This window comes from Kitasatospora sp. NPDC097605, from assembly GCF_040302725.1.
Taxonomy (GTDB): Bacteria; Actinomycetota; Actinomycetes; order Streptomycetales; family Streptomycetaceae; genus Kitasatospora.
Map to the genome: position 1 here is coordinate 165,691 of NZ_JBEOSF010000006.1, position 14,062 is coordinate 179,752.

At 76.3% G+C, this 14,062-nt stretch carries 13 protein-coding genes; 5 read left to right on the forward strand and 8 right to left on the reverse strand.

Annotated features, from left to right (window positions below):
* The 4 genes from ABTX81_RS09590 to ABTX81_RS09605 form a co-directional block, all read right to left on the reverse strand.
* Positions 1-909, reverse strand: coding sequence for an SAF domain-containing protein (locus tag ABTX81_RS09590; protein ID WP_350542667.1), 909 nt, complete (start codon positions 907-909; stop codon positions 1-3).
* A 49-nt stretch (positions 910-958) separates the two neighbouring features.
* Positions 959-1,900 (reverse strand): hypothetical protein, encoded by a 942-nt coding sequence (locus ABTX81_RS09595; RefSeq protein WP_350542668.1) that lies wholly within the window; start codon positions 1,898-1,900, stop codon positions 959-961.
* A complete protein-coding gene (locus ABTX81_RS09600) occupies positions 1,894-2,517 on the reverse strand; it encodes a hypothetical protein (protein WP_350542669.1) in 624 nt (207 codons plus the stop codon). Before ABTX81_RS09600 ends, ABTX81_RS09595 begins: the two co-directional genes overlap by 7 nt.
* Before the next feature lie 138 nt (positions 2,518-2,655).
* Positions 2,656-3,558 (reverse strand): hypothetical protein, encoded by a 903-nt coding sequence (locus tag ABTX81_RS09605; protein WP_350542670.1) that lies wholly within the window; start codon positions 3,556-3,558, stop codon positions 2,656-2,658.
* A gap of 368 nt (positions 3,559-3,926) precedes the next feature.
* Between ABTX81_RS09605 and ABTX81_RS09610 the strand changes: the two genes are divergently transcribed.
* The 3 genes from ABTX81_RS09610 to ABTX81_RS09620 all read left to right on the forward strand — a co-directional run bounded on the left by ABTX81_RS09610 (position 3,927) and on the right by ABTX81_RS09620 (position 6,429).
* Positions 3,927-4,358 (forward strand): pyridoxamine 5'-phosphate oxidase family protein, encoded by a 432-nt coding sequence (locus ABTX81_RS09610; RefSeq protein ID WP_350542671.1) that lies wholly within the window; start codon positions 3,927-3,929, stop codon positions 4,356-4,358.
* Positions 4,359-4,504: 146 nt separating this feature from the next.
* Positions 4,505-4,957, forward strand: coding sequence for a MaoC family dehydratase (locus ABTX81_RS09615; RefSeq protein WP_350542672.1), 453 nt, complete (start codon positions 4,505-4,507; stop codon positions 4,955-4,957).
* 284 nt (positions 4,958-5,241) lie between these two features.
* A complete protein-coding gene (locus tag ABTX81_RS09620; RefSeq protein WP_350542820.1) occupies positions 5,242-6,429 on the forward strand; it encodes an MBL fold metallo-hydrolase in 1,188 nt (395 codons plus the stop codon).
* Between the two features lie 5 nt (positions 6,430-6,434).
* Here the strand turns inward: ABTX81_RS09620 and ABTX81_RS09625 are convergent, their stop codons facing one another.
* The 4 genes from ABTX81_RS09625 to ABTX81_RS09640 all read right to left on the reverse strand — a co-directional run bounded on the left by ABTX81_RS09625 (position 6,435) and on the right by ABTX81_RS09640 (position 12,178).
* Entirely contained in the window at positions 6,435-6,791 is a 357-nt protein-coding gene (locus ABTX81_RS09625; RefSeq protein WP_350542673.1) for a hypothetical protein, read from the reverse strand.
* Positions 6,792-6,881: 90 nt separating this feature from the next.
* Entirely contained in the window at positions 6,882-7,406 is a 525-nt protein-coding gene (locus ABTX81_RS09630) for a TetR/AcrR family transcriptional regulator (RefSeq protein WP_350542674.1), read from the reverse strand.
* Between the two features lie 618 nt (positions 7,407-8,024).
* A complete protein-coding gene (locus ABTX81_RS09635; RefSeq protein ID WP_350542675.1) occupies positions 8,025-10,772 on the reverse strand; it encodes a DUF7824 domain-containing protein in 2,748 nt (915 codons plus the stop codon).
* Positions 10,769-12,178 (reverse strand): winged helix-turn-helix transcriptional regulator, encoded by a 1,410-nt coding sequence (locus ABTX81_RS09640; RefSeq protein ID WP_350542676.1) that lies wholly within the window; start codon positions 12,176-12,178, stop codon positions 10,769-10,771. The genes ABTX81_RS09635 and ABTX81_RS09640 overlap by 4 nt, the downstream gene beginning before the upstream one ends.
* 159 nt (positions 12,179-12,337) lie before the next feature.
* Here ABTX81_RS09640 and ABTX81_RS09645 point away from each other — a divergent pair, with 159 nt between their 5' ends.
* Positions 12,338-13,246 carry an acyl-CoA thioesterase gene (locus ABTX81_RS09645; protein ID WP_350542677.1) on the forward strand — a complete coding sequence of 303 codons (909 nt, stop codon included), beginning with the start codon at positions 12,338-12,340 and terminating at the stop codon, positions 13,244-13,246.
* Positions 13,247-13,385: 139 nt separating this feature from the next.
* Positions 13,386-14,042, forward strand: coding sequence for a TetR/AcrR family transcriptional regulator (locus ABTX81_RS09650; protein WP_350542678.1), 657 nt, complete (start codon positions 13,386-13,388; stop codon positions 14,040-14,042).
* Positions 14,043-14,062: the final 20 nt, after the last annotated feature.

Consider the following 14,062-nt stretch of genomic DNA (forward strand, 5'->3'; position numbering starts at 1 on the left):
TCAGTTCCCACCCGCCCCGGCCGGGGCGGCGGGCGCCGTCGCGGGGCGGCCGGCGGCCGGGGTCCCCGCGGCGGGGGCACTGGCAGCGGCCGACGGCGCGCCGGAGGCGGGCGCGCCGGAGACGGGCGCGCCGGACGCCGCGGTCCCGGTGGCCGGCGCCCCGGTCGGGGCGGGAGCCCCGGCGGCGGGCGCGCCGGACGCCGCCGGGCGCGGGGCGAGCACCACCTGGATCCGCCCGGTGGCCACCCAGGCGGCGAGCTTCCCGGCGTCCGCCTGGTCCACGACGGCGTCGAAGACCTGGCTGCCGTCGGTGTCCACCCGGCCCACCGTGTACACGGTGGCGGCGAGCGACTCGGCCCGCGCGCTGTCCGGGGTGTAGACGACGATCACCGGCTGGCCCGGCTGGAGCCGGGTGGCCGGCAGCTGGGTGCGCCGGGCCGAGACACCGACCAGCAGTTGCCCGGGGCTGAGGACGAGCGACTGCGCGAGGTCGGACTTGGTGAGCAGCCCGCCCCGGTGGAGGTCGGTGGTGGCCCGCATCCCGACCGCCTTGGTCCGGTCGGCGGCGTCCAGCGGCTTGAGCGCCGGGTCACTGGCGATCCGGACGACCACCAGGTCGGCCTCGGTCAGCACCTGACCCCACGGCACGTCCCGGGCGAGCGCCAGCACGGCGACCCGCTGGCCGGTGCTGTTGTACAGCACCGCGCCGCCCAGCCCGCCCGCGGCTATCAGGGCCACCGCCATCGCCAGCACGGCGGGCCGCCGGCGCCGCGCGCCGAGCGTCCGCCCGGGGCTGCGCGGCGCCCCGCGCCGCTGCTCCGGCGCGACCGCCGGGGCGGTCGCGGCGGTGGCCGCGGTCGCCGTGGCGGACGTGCCGGGGCCGGGCGTGGCAACTGTACGGTTCTCCACCGGGCTTCGGCCTTCCTCGCGTTCGTTCGTTCGTCGGGGTTGCTGTGCGCTAGTTGAGGACCTGGACCTCGGCGACCCGGAAGCTGACGTCCGTGCTGACCCGGATCTCGATCGGGTTGACCTTCGTGCCGTCGGACACCGTCACGTCGTTCATCCACACGACCTCGACCTTGCCGGTGAACGTGCCGCCCTTCTTGGTGCCCGATCCGGTCGTGAAGACGTGACCACAGGTGGGCGACGGGCCGGCTCCGTACTTGACGTCGTACGCGGTGCCGACCGCGGCGGCGCCCTTGCAGGTCACGCTGGTCCCGTCACCGAGGTCCCACTTCACCGAGGCCACCCGGGGAGTGACCGTCACCGTGAGACTGCCCGCGTGAAGCGGTTCCGTGGCCGGCTTCTTCGGATCCGCCAGCCAGAGCCAGACGTTTCCGCCCACCACCGGGTCCTTCTTGGGGGCGACCCCGAGGACCGGGGGTTTGAACTCCAGCCGGTCCTTGACGTACGCGGCGGCCATGGCTCCCGGGTCCGGCGGCGCGGGCACGGGCGCCTCGGGGAGGAACTTGTCGTCGGGCGCACCGATCCCCCCGTCGGGGTAGCGGCAGGTGATGCGATAGACCGCCCCCTCCTCCGGCTTGTGGCCCTCCCAGCGGGAATCCCCGGCCTCGGGCTGCGGGTTGAGGACCCGGTAGTAGCAGCCGTTGGAGGCGCTGAACCAACCCAGCTCCGGGTCGGTGCAGGCGAAGATCTGACCGTTCCAGAGGCAGAGTTGCGGCCCCGAGGTTCCGCCCCCTCCCCCTCCGCCGCCACCGCCGGAGGGGGGTGGCGTGCTGCCACCGTGGCCGCCACCCGTGCAGATGACGGTGACCTCGCAATGGGTGGCGCCCCCCGTGTCCGCGGGGGTGGGATCAGCTGCGGCAGGGCCGGTTGGCGCCAGGAGTAATCCGGCGAACAGCGGCGTGCCGATCACCAATCGCCGTACCGGTTTCAGCATGTGCGTCCCACCTCCCGCTTGAAGTCGTTGATCAGCCAGCGCGTTCGGAACTGTCGCAGGGAAACGGTCGCCACGTACCGGCTGAGCCGGTCGGGCGGGTCCTTCACCGCACGGGTCACGGCGTCCGCCTGGTGCCACCCGGAAACGTCCAGGCAGTCTTCGATCACGGCGGTGTTCGGATCCGACGTCAGATCGACGGATTTCACCACCGCGGAGGTCCGCGGCTCACCCGTCATCACCAGTTTGGCCTCGTGCAGTTGACGGAGATTGACCAGGGCTTCGGTCAGCGCCTTCCCGGAGGCGAAGGTGTCGAATCGGGAACCGTCCGAATCGGTCTGCCCGAACGCCTCCACCTGGGTCTGCCACCAGTCCTGATAGGTGCTCAGCGCCAGCCGGGCCGCCGCCCCTTCGGGCCCGTCGGTCGGCGCGTTCCCGACGTTTGCCGAACCACCCGAAGGAGGGACCGCCGTCACCCCCGCAACCGTGGGCGCGCTCGTCCCCAGGCGATCGGTGGAACCACCGGCCCCGCTGCCCGCGCAGCCGCCCAGCAGCAACGCCAGAACCAGCCCTCCGGCCCCAACCGCCCCAGGGCGCAACACCATTCCGCGCTGCCGCATCGCCCCACCTCGTCGCAGCCGACCCCGGGTGTGGACCGGGGCCGCCAGAAGAATTCCGCCGTCCCGCCGGTGTTCCCCCGCGGGCATCGATTCTTCGCCAAACCGGGCCTTCACGGCAACACCTACGGCCTCCTGACCTTACGCGGAAGGCGGATCCGTCGGTGCACTTTCCCGCCACAGCAGGGCCAACAGTTCCTCGGAAAGCGACAATCCGGCCAATGCGCCGCGAACCGCCGCCCGATTGCGCATCAGAAGGCGCCCGCCCTCCGGCGGAACGAGCAGGCGCACACCCGGCGCTTCGTGCTGGTTCGACGGCGCACCGGCGCCCCCGCCGTCGTGCGCGCCGCCGCCGTCGAGCAGTGCGCCGACGGCCGGTTGCAGGTCGTGCGGTCCGACGGCGGCGGGCGCGCCCGGGATCCCCTGGCGCAGCACGGTGGTGAGCGCCTGGCTGAACGAGCCGGGCCCGCCCGGCAGGACGGCGTCCCGGCCGCGTCTGCCCGGGGTGTAGCGGCCGGGCGCGTGGCGGCCGATCCGGCCCCAGAGCGGGACCCGCGAGTAACTGAGCAGTTCGCCCGCGCCGTCCTCGCCGCCGCCGCGCTCCAGCGCCGCCCAGGTGTCCTTGTCGGCGACCGCGTCGACCAGCAGCAGCGCCTCCTCCTGGTCGCCGTGCACCATCGCGCTGACCACCCAGTCCCAGGCCAGCCCGCGCCGGTAGGCGTTGTCGGCGGTGGAGCCCGCCGTCACCAGGGCGAGCCGGCGCCCGCGCGGGTCGGCCACCAACTGGCCCACCAGGCAGACCAGCAGCCAGCGGCCCGGGCGGGCGGCCGCCTCCCGGACAGCGGTGAGCATGGTGTTGGCGTCCGCGCCCGGGTCGACCACGGCGACCCGGCTTCCGGCCGCGCCGGCGTCGAAGCACATCCCCGGCAGCACCTCGGCCAGTGACCGGGCGCCCTCGGCCGCCTGCGCGGACCCGCCGAAGGCGCGGTCCGGCCCGCCGTCCGCCCCGATGACCACCAGGTCGACCCCACTTGCCACCCGCACCGCCCCCTCCTGCCCGGCCCCGGTCCCCCGGGGCCGCCGAACCGTTCCGCCGCGTCCGCTCCGGCCCTGCCGCACGCGCCGCCCGCCTGCTGCGGCGGCCCGTCCGGCTCCCGGCACGCCCGGCGTGCCCCGGTGCCACCGCCGGGCAGGCTACCGTCCCCGGCCGCCGCCGTCGGGCCCGCGGGCCGCGTTCCGGGGCCCGGTCCCGCGTCCGGCCGTCGCCCGTCCGCCGTCGCCCGACGGTCCGTCCTCCGTCCGAACACCTCGCCCGCGCCCCTCCCCCGGTGCCGCGCGACGGCCGCAAGGCCCTATCGCCCAGGGACCATGGGCCCTGTCGGCCCGCGCTCCGGAGGGGGACCATCGGACCCATGGAGCGTGACGACCCCCTGGAGGAACTCGGCGCGGACACGTGCCTGCGCCTGCTCAGCACCGTGCCCGTCGGACGCGTGGTGTACACCGAGCACGCGCTGCCGGCCGTCCTGCCGGTCTCCTTCGAGGTCGCGCCGGACGGGCGCCTGCTGCTCGCCGTGCGCCGGGGCAGTGCGACCGCGCGCGGGTTGGACGGCACCGTGGTCGCCTTCCAGGCCGACCAGCTGGACCCGGTCACCCGGACCGGCTGGAGCGTGCTGGTGCACGGCCGGGCGGACGTCCTGCGCGACCCGGAGCAGGTCCGCCGCGCGCTGCGCTCGGGCCTGCGGCCCTGGGTCGGCGACCCGGACCCGATGTTCGTCTCCCTGGTGCCCGAACTGATCAGCGGCCGCCGGCTGACCGCGGCCGCCCGTCCCGTCCCGCACTCCTGAGGCCCTCCCCCGATGCCTGAGGCTCCCCCGGGAGTGCGGGCCTTCCTGGGAACCCCTGACAGGTGACCGGCGAGTAGGCATACTCTGCGGAGTCCACCGCAGCATCCGCGCCGCCGACCCGCCCCACCTGCCCCAGGAGTGCCCCTGTGACGACCTTCGCCTCCCTCGCCGAGCTGACCGCCGCCGTCGGCACCGAGCTGGGCACCAGCCAGTGGCACACCGTGGACCAGGCCCGGATCGACCTGTTCGCCGAGGCCACCGGCGACCACCAGTGGATCCACGTCGACCCGCAGCGCGCCAAGGAGAGCCAGTTCGGCTCGACCATCGCGCACGGCTACCTCACGATGTCGATGATCCCGGTGCTGGCCAAGGAGTGCTACGGCGTCGAGGGCGTGCGGATGGCGCTCAACTACGGCTCGGAGAAGGTCCGCTTCCCCGCCCCGCTGCCGGTCGGCACGGCGATCCGGGCCAAGGCCGAGCTGGTCTCCGCCACCGAGGTCGCGGGCGGGGTGCAGGCGGTGGTCCGGTTCACCATCACCAGCGCGGAGAGCGCCAAGCCGCACTGCGTCGCCGAGACGATCACCCGTTTCTACGCCTGATCACGGGGGAAGGCCCCTGGTCGGCGGACGGCGGCCACCGCTCGCCGGGTCCGCCGGGCCGAGCACGAGTAATCTCCGACGAGATGGTCGTCGTACCGGATCGGCGTCGCCGTCGGCGCCACCGTCGGCGGTCCGCCGCCCCGGCATGCCAGGTATCCGTCGCCGTCCTTGGAGGTGCCGTGCCCCGTCCAGCCGCCTCGTGGTACTCCCGCGCCCTCGGCCTGCCGTCGGGCCTGTCCTCCCTCGCCTCCTCCGCCCTCGGCACGCCCCCCGGCCTGGCCGGGCTGACCGGACTGCCCCGGGCGGCCTGGCACCGGGTCCGCACGGACGCCTTCGGCGCCGAGCCGCGCGGCGAGCGGCTGGCCCGGATCCGGCGCTCGCCCCAGTTCGTCGACGGCGCCTTCCGCAACCCCGTCCCGACCCGCCGGCTGGTCTCCGCGCGCAGCCCGCTGGAGATCGCCCGCGCCCAACTGGCGGCCGACCGCGCCCGGCGGGAGCCGGCCGCCGCCGTGCCGCTGCACCGACTGCTGCCCGCCGACCTCGCCGCGCCGCCCGCCTCCGGCCTGCGGCTCACCTGGCTCGGCCACGCCACGGTGCTCGCCGAGATCGGCGGGCGCCGGGTGCTGTTCGACCCCGTCTGGGGCGAGCGCTGCTCCCCGTTCTCCTGGACCGGCCCCAAGCGGCTCCACCCGGTGCCGCTGCCGCTCGCCGAACTCGGCCGGGTCGACGTGGTCGTGGTCTCCCACGACCACTACGACCACCTCGACATGGACACCGTCCGGGCGCTGACCGGCACCGACGCGGTGTTCGCCGTCCCCCTCGGCGTCGGGGCGCACCTGGAGCACTGGGGGGTGCCGGCCGGCCGGATCGTCGAACTCGACTGGTGGGAGTCGGCCGAGGTGGCCGGCCTCACCCTGACCGCCACCCCCGCCCGCCACTACTGCAGCCGCGGCCCGCGCACCAGCCCGCTCTTCCTCTGGGCGTCCTGGGTGGTGGCCGGCGGCGGCCGCACCGTCTTCCACAGCGGGGACACCGGTTACTTCGCCGGCTTCGCCGAGATCGGCCGCCGGCTCGGGCCGTTCGACGCGACGATGATGCAGGTCGGCGCCTACAGCGACTTCTGGCCCGACGTCCACATGACGCCGGAGGAGGGCGTGCGGGCCCATCTCGACCTGCGCGGCGCGGTGCTGCTGCCGATCCACTGGTGCACCTTCAACCTCGCCCCGCACCCGTGGGAGGAGCCCGCCGAGCGGGTGGTCGCCGCCGCCCGGGCGCGGGGTGCCCGGCTGGTGGTGCCGCGGCCCGGCAAGCCCTTCGAGCCGGCCGAGCCGCCCGAGCCGCGGCGCTGGTGGCGGGCGATCGCCGCGCCGCCCCGGGACGGCGCGCCGCTGGTGGTGCCGGACGGCCCGGCCGCCGCGGCCGACGGGTCGCGGTCCCGGGCGGCGGCCGGGGGTGACGGCGTGCCGGTCTGAGCCGGTCAGGCGGACCGCTTGGCGTGCTCGACCAGGTCGACCGTGGCGCGCGGGTCGTCGACCTCCACGACCAGCCGGCTGTAGCGCTCGTCGACGAGTTCGATCACCACGGCCTTGGCGGGGTTCTTCACGTCCCAGAACACCCACTCGCCGCCCGAGCGGAAGGTGCCGGCGGTGATCACCCCCGGGAAGTGGGTGCCGCCGACCTTGACCCCCTTGGGCTCCCGGAAGATGCCGGGGTCGACGGTCGCGCCCCGGACGTTGCCGAGCGGGATCTCTATCCGGCTGCGGACCGCCCAGAGCCGGTCGAGGCCGTTGATCTCGACGACGAGGGTCTGGTCGGTGATGCTGACACGGGCCATGGAACTGTTCCTCCCACTGGTGAATGTGCTCTGTGCTGATCGAAGGTCGGCCGGGGTCGGCCGGGGGTTGCGCAGGGGGTCGCGCCGGGGTCAGGCGACGCGTTCGGCGAAGGCCAGCACCGCGTCGGCGGAGGGTCCCCCCGCACCGGCGCGGGCGCGCAGCCGCAGGCCGAGGACGGTCGCGGCGAGCACCCCGGCGGCGCCGGCCCCGTGGCCGCCGACCCGCTCGACCGCGCCGTCCAGCGCGGCCAGCCCCTCGCCGACCAGCGCCCCGACCTCCGCGTCGCTCCCCGCCCGCTCCACGGCCGCCGACAGCAGCAGCCCGGCCGCCGGCCCGCCGTCGAACGCGGCCACCGCCTGCGTCAGCAGCGCACCGAGCCCCTCGGCCTCCCGCAGCACCGCCGCGAGCGGCAGCACCTCTTCGTCCAGGTGCCGGCGCAGCGCGGCGAGATACAGCCCGCGCTTGCTCCCGAACACCTTGTAGAGGCTCCCCCGGTGTACCCCGAGCCCGGTGACGAGATCGTCCACCGAGGTCCCCTCGTATCCGCGAACCGCGAACAATTCCGCCGCCGCCCGCACAGCCTGTTCCTCGTCGAAGGCGCGTGGTCTTCCCATGGCCAGGACTCTACGAGTTAAAGAACGCTCGGTCAAGAACGACCGTTCTCAAACCCCGGCGGCGCCCGGTCCCCAGCACACGCCCACCGCTGCCGACGGCACTCACGCCGCACAACACCACCACTCCCGCACGCCGGCCCGCCCCGGCGACCGGGGCGCCGGGGCGGAAGACAGAACGTCGCCCCCAACAGCACCTCGCCGGGGGGGCATCCGAACCGGCGCCCACTGCCGCCCCGCGACACGCTCCGCAGCCCTCGGCCCGGCAAGCGCCGGAACGGCGTGCTGTGACGCCTGGTCGGCCGGTCGGAGTCAGGTCCGCCAGCTACGGCCGGGACCGGCGGCGGCCGCCAAGCTGCGGGCCGATGGTCGGCCGGTGTCGGCGGCGGACACCGGCTGCGGGTGGTGGTGCCCGGCCCCGTCGAGGCCCGGGGCTGTTGCCAGCCCGGCAGGAAGCCGCCGAGGGGCGGGCTCGGCGGCCCGGAGTGGGCGGTAGCCGCCTCCCGGTAGGGGCGAGCGGCCAGCCGCCGGACGGGTGTGGTGGGAGGCCGCCGAGGCGCCCGCCCCGCCCGGACGGTGGCCGCCGTCCGTGGGGGGCGGGGGGACCGCGGCCGGTGGGGGTCAGGGGGAGGCGAGGAGGTCGCGGAGGGTGCGGGCTTCTTTGAGGAGGCGGCTGGTGCCGGGGCGGGCGGCGGTGGCGGTGACTTCGGGGATCGGGCCGCGGGCGGCGCTGCGGCGGCCGGTGTCGGCGGCGATGGCGAGGAGGTCCGCGGTGCCGCGCTGGGGCTCGCCGGTGAGGAGGGCCGGGAGGGCGGCGGACAACACGGACCAGACGGTGGCGTGGGCGCCGGTCTCCGCGGCGGTGGCCAGGGACTGGGCGAGGCGGGTGGGCTTCACCGTGCCGAGCGCCACCAGTTCGCCCAGCTCGCGCCCGAGCAGGGCGCCGTCCAGGTCGCCGCGGGCGGCGAGCACGAGCAGGGCGTCGACGGCGGCGGCGCGGTCCTCGGGGTGGCGGGCGCCCAGGCCGTAGGCGAGGGCCAGGTGGAGGGCGAGCCCGGCCGGGCCGCCGGCCTCGGCGAGCACGACCAGCATCCGGGCGGTGCCGCGCCGCTCGCGGTCGGCGCAATCGGCGAACCGGTCCAGCCAGCGGGCGGCCAGCTCCTCGCGGTGGTGCGGAAGGATGGCGGCCCAGTGCTCGGTGGGCTCCCGGAGCCACTCCTCCGACCGCCGGGCCCGGGCCACGCTGGGCTCGGTGCCCTCCAGCAGCGTCCGGAAGTCGGCGGCGAGCCGCTCGCGCGCCGGCCCGGCCGGGCCGGCGGTGCCGCGCTGAGTGACCGCGATCCGCCGGAGGTCCTCCCACCAGCGGTCCCAGGAGGGCCGCTTGCGCTCGCTGCCGGCGCCGGGGGCGAAGAACACCCGCTCCGAGGCCTGGGCCGGCAGGCCGCCGTCGCGCAGCCAGGCGGCCGCCCACCGCCCGGCGGCCGAGGTCAGCCTGCCGGACGCCGCCAGCACGACCGGGTCCGCCGTCGGCGCGACCCGCAGCAGCGCGGCGCTGAGGTCGACCGGGCCGGCGCTCGCACCGGCCGCCTCGTACCCGGCGAGGCGCTCGACCAGCGCGGTCGCGGTGATCGCGCCGGTGGCGTCGGTCGGCGTGGCGAGCAGGAACGGCGGGCCATCGGCCTTGGCGCGCTCGGCGGCCTCGGAGATCCGGGCGGCCAAGGCGTTGCCGTACTCGGTGTTCTGGGTGCCGCGCAGCGGGTTGCGGCTGCGGCGGAGGAGGAAGCCGGTCCGGCTCGACTCGACCTGCCCGGCGAGCACCGCGGCGACGTACAGCGCGTCGGCCGGGCCGCAGTCCCGCCAGCGGTTGCCGTCCTGCCAGTGGTTCGCCCGCAGCACCGGCTCCAGCGCCTTCACCAGCGCCGCCCGGTCGCGGTGGGCGTGCCGGACCAGGCCGTCCAGGACGCGCTCGAAGACGGCGACCTCGGGCCGCTCGGCGGCCAGCAGCACGGCCAGTTCCTCGGCGACCTCCGCCGGGGTGGCGAGCGGTTCGCCGAGCGGGGCGGGCACCGGGGCGGGCGGCAGCGCTTCGGCCCAGGCGGTGTCGTCGTCCTCCGAGCCGCCCACGGGCGCCCCGAACAGCTGGCCGGCCCGGGCGTGGTGGGCGGGGTTGAGCGCCTCGGCGGCGAGCAGCAACTCCGGCAGGACGGCCTCGCCGGCGGCCTTGAGGCGGCGGGCGACCACGTTGAGCGCCCGTTCCTGGATGGCGCTGTCGGGGTGGCCGAAGGCCTCGGCGGCGGCGAGCACCACCGGTCCTGACCGCCCGGGCGAGCGCTTCGCGGCCTGCTCCAGCCAGCCGAGCTGGGCGCGCACCAGCTTCTTCTCGCTGCGGAACAGCACCACCGCCGAGGCCTCGACGACCACCTCCGGCTCGACGAGCCCGGCCTCGTCCAGCCCGGCGAGCACCTGCTGGGCGTGGCCGGCCACCGCCGGGAGGCCGTCGAGCAGCGCCAGCAGGTCGCGGACCCGGGCCGCGTACTCCTGCGGGGTGGGGGCGAGCGCGGTCAGCACGGTGAGGAACGCGCGCTGGTCGGCGGTCTTGCCGCCGCGCACCAGGCGGCCGAGGCAGAGGTCGACCAGGTCGCCGCGGTCGAAGTCCCCGGACTCGGCGAGACCGGCGATCGCCGCCGGCCAGCTGTCACCCGAACGGGTGGTGTAGACGGCGTTCAGCGGCCAGGCGACATCCTCGAGTTCGAACACCCGGGGCAGCAGGACGGGGGTGAAGGTGTCCGCCCGCAGCCGCTTCAGCAGGGTGACGGCGGTGCCGTGCGGCCCGTTCTCCGCCTCGGCCGCCGAGCGCAGCCACTCGGCGGCGAAGTCGTCGGAGGTCGGCACCGCGCAGCCGGTGCGGCGCACCACCCGCGTGATCAGCGGATAGAGGTCCCAGCTCCAGCCGGAGCCGCGCTTGGCGGCGAGCCGGCCGGCCACCTCGATCTGCCACTCCACCGGCTGCGCCTCCACGACGTCGGCGAGGGCGGGGTTGCGGGCCCAGGAGCGGCCGGAGAAGTCCCGGGCGCCGATCCAGGTGGCGGCGCCGGCCGCGCCGAGGTGGCAGCCGGCGCCGGCCACCAGCAGCGCGCACATCCGCCGGCCGGCCTCCTTGGACCAGTCGCCGCGGGTGGTGCGGCGCAGTTCCTTCAGCTCCAGGAGGCAGCAGCGCCGCTCGGCCGGGCCGAGGGCGGCCAGCAGCCCCGGCAGCCGCCCGGTCTCGCCCTCGCGGACCGCCGCCAGCACGGCCTTCACCCCCTCCGTCAGCGCCATCGCCGGCCGTGCCTTCACGGCCTTCGTGCTCTTCACCGTGCCGGTGCTCATCGCGCCGCCTCCTTCGCCGGTCCGTCCGCCGTGCCCTGCGCCCGCGCCTCGCGGACCATGCCGACCGCCAGCACGTGCTTGCACGGCCCGCGCCCGCCCCGGTACTTCGCCCACCACAGGCAGGTGCAGCCGACCGCGCCGTCCGCGTCCGTGCGCACCCGCTGGACGTGGTCGTCCACCGTGACGACGGCCGTCGCGCCGCCCTTCTCCAGCCGCACCGCCCCGGCCGCGACCAGCGCGCGGGCCGCCCTCAGGCGCGGGTTGGCCGCCTCCGCGCGCCCCGCGTCGTACGGGAGCTGACGGTGGAAGTACGCGGCCTCGGCGGCGTCGTAGCCGATCTGCCCGGCGGTGCCGAGCCGGGTGAGCGCGGCCCGCACCCGGGCCGGGGTGAGCCCGGACTGCTCGGCGAGCTCGGCGATCTCGATCCGCGGCTCCCAGGCGAGCAGCGCCGACACCAGGTCGGCGTCCTGCTCGGCGGTGCCGGTGGCGAGCGCGCCGAGCACCCCGCCCTCGCCGCTGAAGCCCCGGGAGGCGTCCGGCGAGAGGGTGAGGGTCAGCCGCATCCCGGGCAGCTCGACCTCCCAGGCGGAGGCCGCCAGGCCGCTCCCGGTGACCGGCGGGCCGTAGATCCGCAGCGCCCGCGCGTGCCGCAGCACCCGCTGCAGGGCGGCCAGCCGCTCGGGCCCGGGCAGGCAGACCGCGCCGGGCACCGGCCGGGTGGTGGGCCGCAGCGTCCGCCCGGCCGGCACCACCCACTGGGCGACGCGGGCCCCGGCCCGGCCGCCGCCGCGCGGCAGCGAGCGCAGGAAGCGGACCGCCTCGGCGGCGGGCAGCTCTGCGCGCAGGTCGAAGCCGGCGGCGGTGACCTGGGTCTCGGCGAAGCCGCGCAGCCAGCGCTCGGGCAGCGGGACCTTCTTCTCGACGACCGGCCCGTCGAAGGTGGTGACCTCCAGGGCGTCCGGGCCGACGGCGAGGTGCAGCGGCTCGGCGGGGCCGATCCGGGTGAGCGCCTCGCGCAGCGGGTTGTTGACGTCGACGTTGGTGGTGCCGTGGCCGATCTCGTCGCCGTCCAGGCCGGCGGCCAGCACGTCGAGGCGGGCGTAGACGCCGCAGCAGCCGGAGAAGGACTCGAAGCGGAGCCGGTCGCCGTTGGCGGTGACCACCGGGTCGAGCGAGGCGCGCAGCTGGGGCTGGTAGTAGCGGGCGGCGGCGACGTCGGCGACGGCGAGCAGCGCGGCGGCGGCCGGCGCGGGCTCGGCCAGGAAGCCCGCGAAGAAGCGCGGGTGGGCGGCCGCCCCGAGCGGGGTGGTGCCGCCCGAGGTCTCCAGGGCGAGGCGCCGGCCGGCGCCGCCGTCGAGGACGGCGGAGGGGCGCAGATAGGCGTACGCGTGTGCGGATTGCGACATGCCGAGCACGTTAGGTCAGGGCACTGACAGTCGGCCCCGACCACCGCCCGAGCACCCCCCGGCCTTTCGAAATATGGAACACGTTCTAGCAAGAATGTTCGCCCGTCGGGGTTACCCAGGTCACACCGGCGCACGGCCCGGGTCTGCCAGTATGGGCCTGTGACAGAGCTGACCGAACAGGACAGACGGGCCACCGGCACGGTCGGCCCGTTCGCCGAGCTGCTGCGGGTCGAGCGCCTCGACGAGAACACGTTTCGCGGCCACTGCCACGCCGGTGCGCCGATGCGCGCGTTCGGCGGGCACGTCGCCGCGCAGGCGCTGGTGGCGGCCGGGCGGACGATCGGCACGGACCGCTCGGTGCACTCGCTGCACGCCTACTTCCTGACGCCGGGCGACCCGACCCGCCCCATCGAGTACCGGGTCGACCGGGTCCGCCAGGGCACCTCCTACGCCACCCGGCGGGTGACCGCGGTCCAGCGGGGCGAGGCCGTCTTCAGCCTCTCCGCCTCCTTCAAGCGCCCCGAGCCCGCCGCCGACCGCCACCGGGAGGTGCCCCGCCTGCCGGGCCCCGAGGACCTGCCGGACGCCTTCTCGCTCTGGGACGACGCGGCCCGCGCCGCGCTGGCCGACAGTGGCTTCGGCGCCCTGGAGCTGCGGTTCGTCCCGCCGGACGCGCCCGGTGTGCCGCCGGCCGTGCCCGGCATGCCGCAGCAGTTCGTCTGGCTGCGCACCGGCTCGCCGCTGCCCGCCGACGACCCGCTGCTGCACGTCTGCGCGCTCACCTACCTCTCCGACCTCACGCTCGCCTCGACGGCCGGGCTGCACGTCCAGCCGAACTTCTTCCAGCGCACCGAGGCGCCCCGGCTGCTGATGGCCTCGCTGGACCACGCGATGTGGTTCCACCGGCCCTTCCGGGCGGACGAGTGGCTGCTGTTCGCGCAGCGCAGCCCGTCCTCCTCGGACGGGCGCGGGCTGGCGCTGGGCGAGTTCTACGACCGCGGGGGCCGGCTGGTTGCCTCCGCCGTCCAGGAGGCGCTGATCCGCGAACGCCTGGTCGCGCCCCGCTGAACCGCGCCCGGCCGGGGCCGGGCACCCGCCTCCGGCACCCGCCGTCGCCCCCCGCCACCCCCCGGTGGCCGGGGGGCGAACGGCGGGAGGCCGGTCGGCGTCATATTCCTGAGCGCCCCCGGCCCGTATCATGGTGCGGGTGACCAAGGTTGACCTGTCACCACGGCCGGTGGAGGCGATGTCTCCGCGTCAGCTCGAACGCCGCGGAAGTCTGATCGCGGCCGCGCTCGCCCTGGTGAACGAGATCGGCGTCGAGCGGCTGCAGATGAAGCAGGTCTGCGAGCGGTCCGGAGTCGCCCTGGGGACGGCGTACCGCTACTTCTCCTCCAAGGACCACCTGCTGGCCGCGGCGATCGCCGAATGGCACCGGCTGCTGCTCGCCGACCTGGTGGCGGAGCTGCGCGGACCGCGCGCCGGCCTGGGCGCCACCGACCGGGTGGTGCGGTTCGTCCGCGGCGGCATGCGCGCCTACCAGCGCCAGCCCGAGCTGGCCCGGCTACGGGTCGCCGTCGCCGCCTCCACCGACCCGTTCGCCAGCGAGTCCCTCCAGGGCATGGCCCGGGCCGACAGCACGGCGCTCCAGGCGGTGATGGCCGACGAGGTGCCGGCCGCCGCGAGCGACCTGGTGCGGCACATCGTCGGCCACGCCTGGCAGGGCGAGCTGACCGCCTGGGTGACCGGCCGCACCACGCTCGGCGACGCCCGCCGGCGGCTGGAGGACGTGGTGCGGCTGGTGCTGACGCCGTACGAGACCGCCTGCCCGGCCCCGTACGAGGTCCCGTCCAACCTGCGCTGACGGCGGGACGGGCGCGCGCG

Coding starts and splice junctions, on each gene's coding strand:
- ABTX81_RS09595 (WP_350542668.1), bottom strand. CDS start 1,900: ATGCTGAAACCGGTACGGCGATTGGTGATCGGCACGCCGCTGTTCGCC.
- ABTX81_RS09630 (WP_350542674.1), bottom strand. CDS start 7,406: ATGGGAAGACCACGCGCCTTCGACGAGGAACAGGCTGTGCGGGCGGCG.
- ABTX81_RS09625 (WP_350542673.1), bottom strand. CDS start 6,791: ATGGCCCGTGTCAGCATCACCGACCAGACCCTCGTCGTCGAGATCAAC.
- ABTX81_RS09635 (WP_350542675.1), bottom strand. CDS start 10,772: ATGAGCACCGGCACGGTGAAGAGCACGAAGGCCGTGAAGGCACGGCCG.
- ABTX81_RS09600 (WP_350542669.1), bottom strand. CDS start 2,517: ATGCGGCAGCGCGGAATGGTGTTGCGCCCTGGGGCGGTTGGGGCCGGA.
- ABTX81_RS09640 (WP_350542676.1), bottom strand. CDS start 12,178: ATGTCGCAATCCGCACACGCGTACGCCTATCTGCGCCCCTCCGCCGTC.
- ABTX81_RS09610 (WP_350542671.1), top strand. CDS start 3,927: ATGGAGCGTGACGACCCCCTGGAGGAACTCGGCGCGGACACGTGCCTG.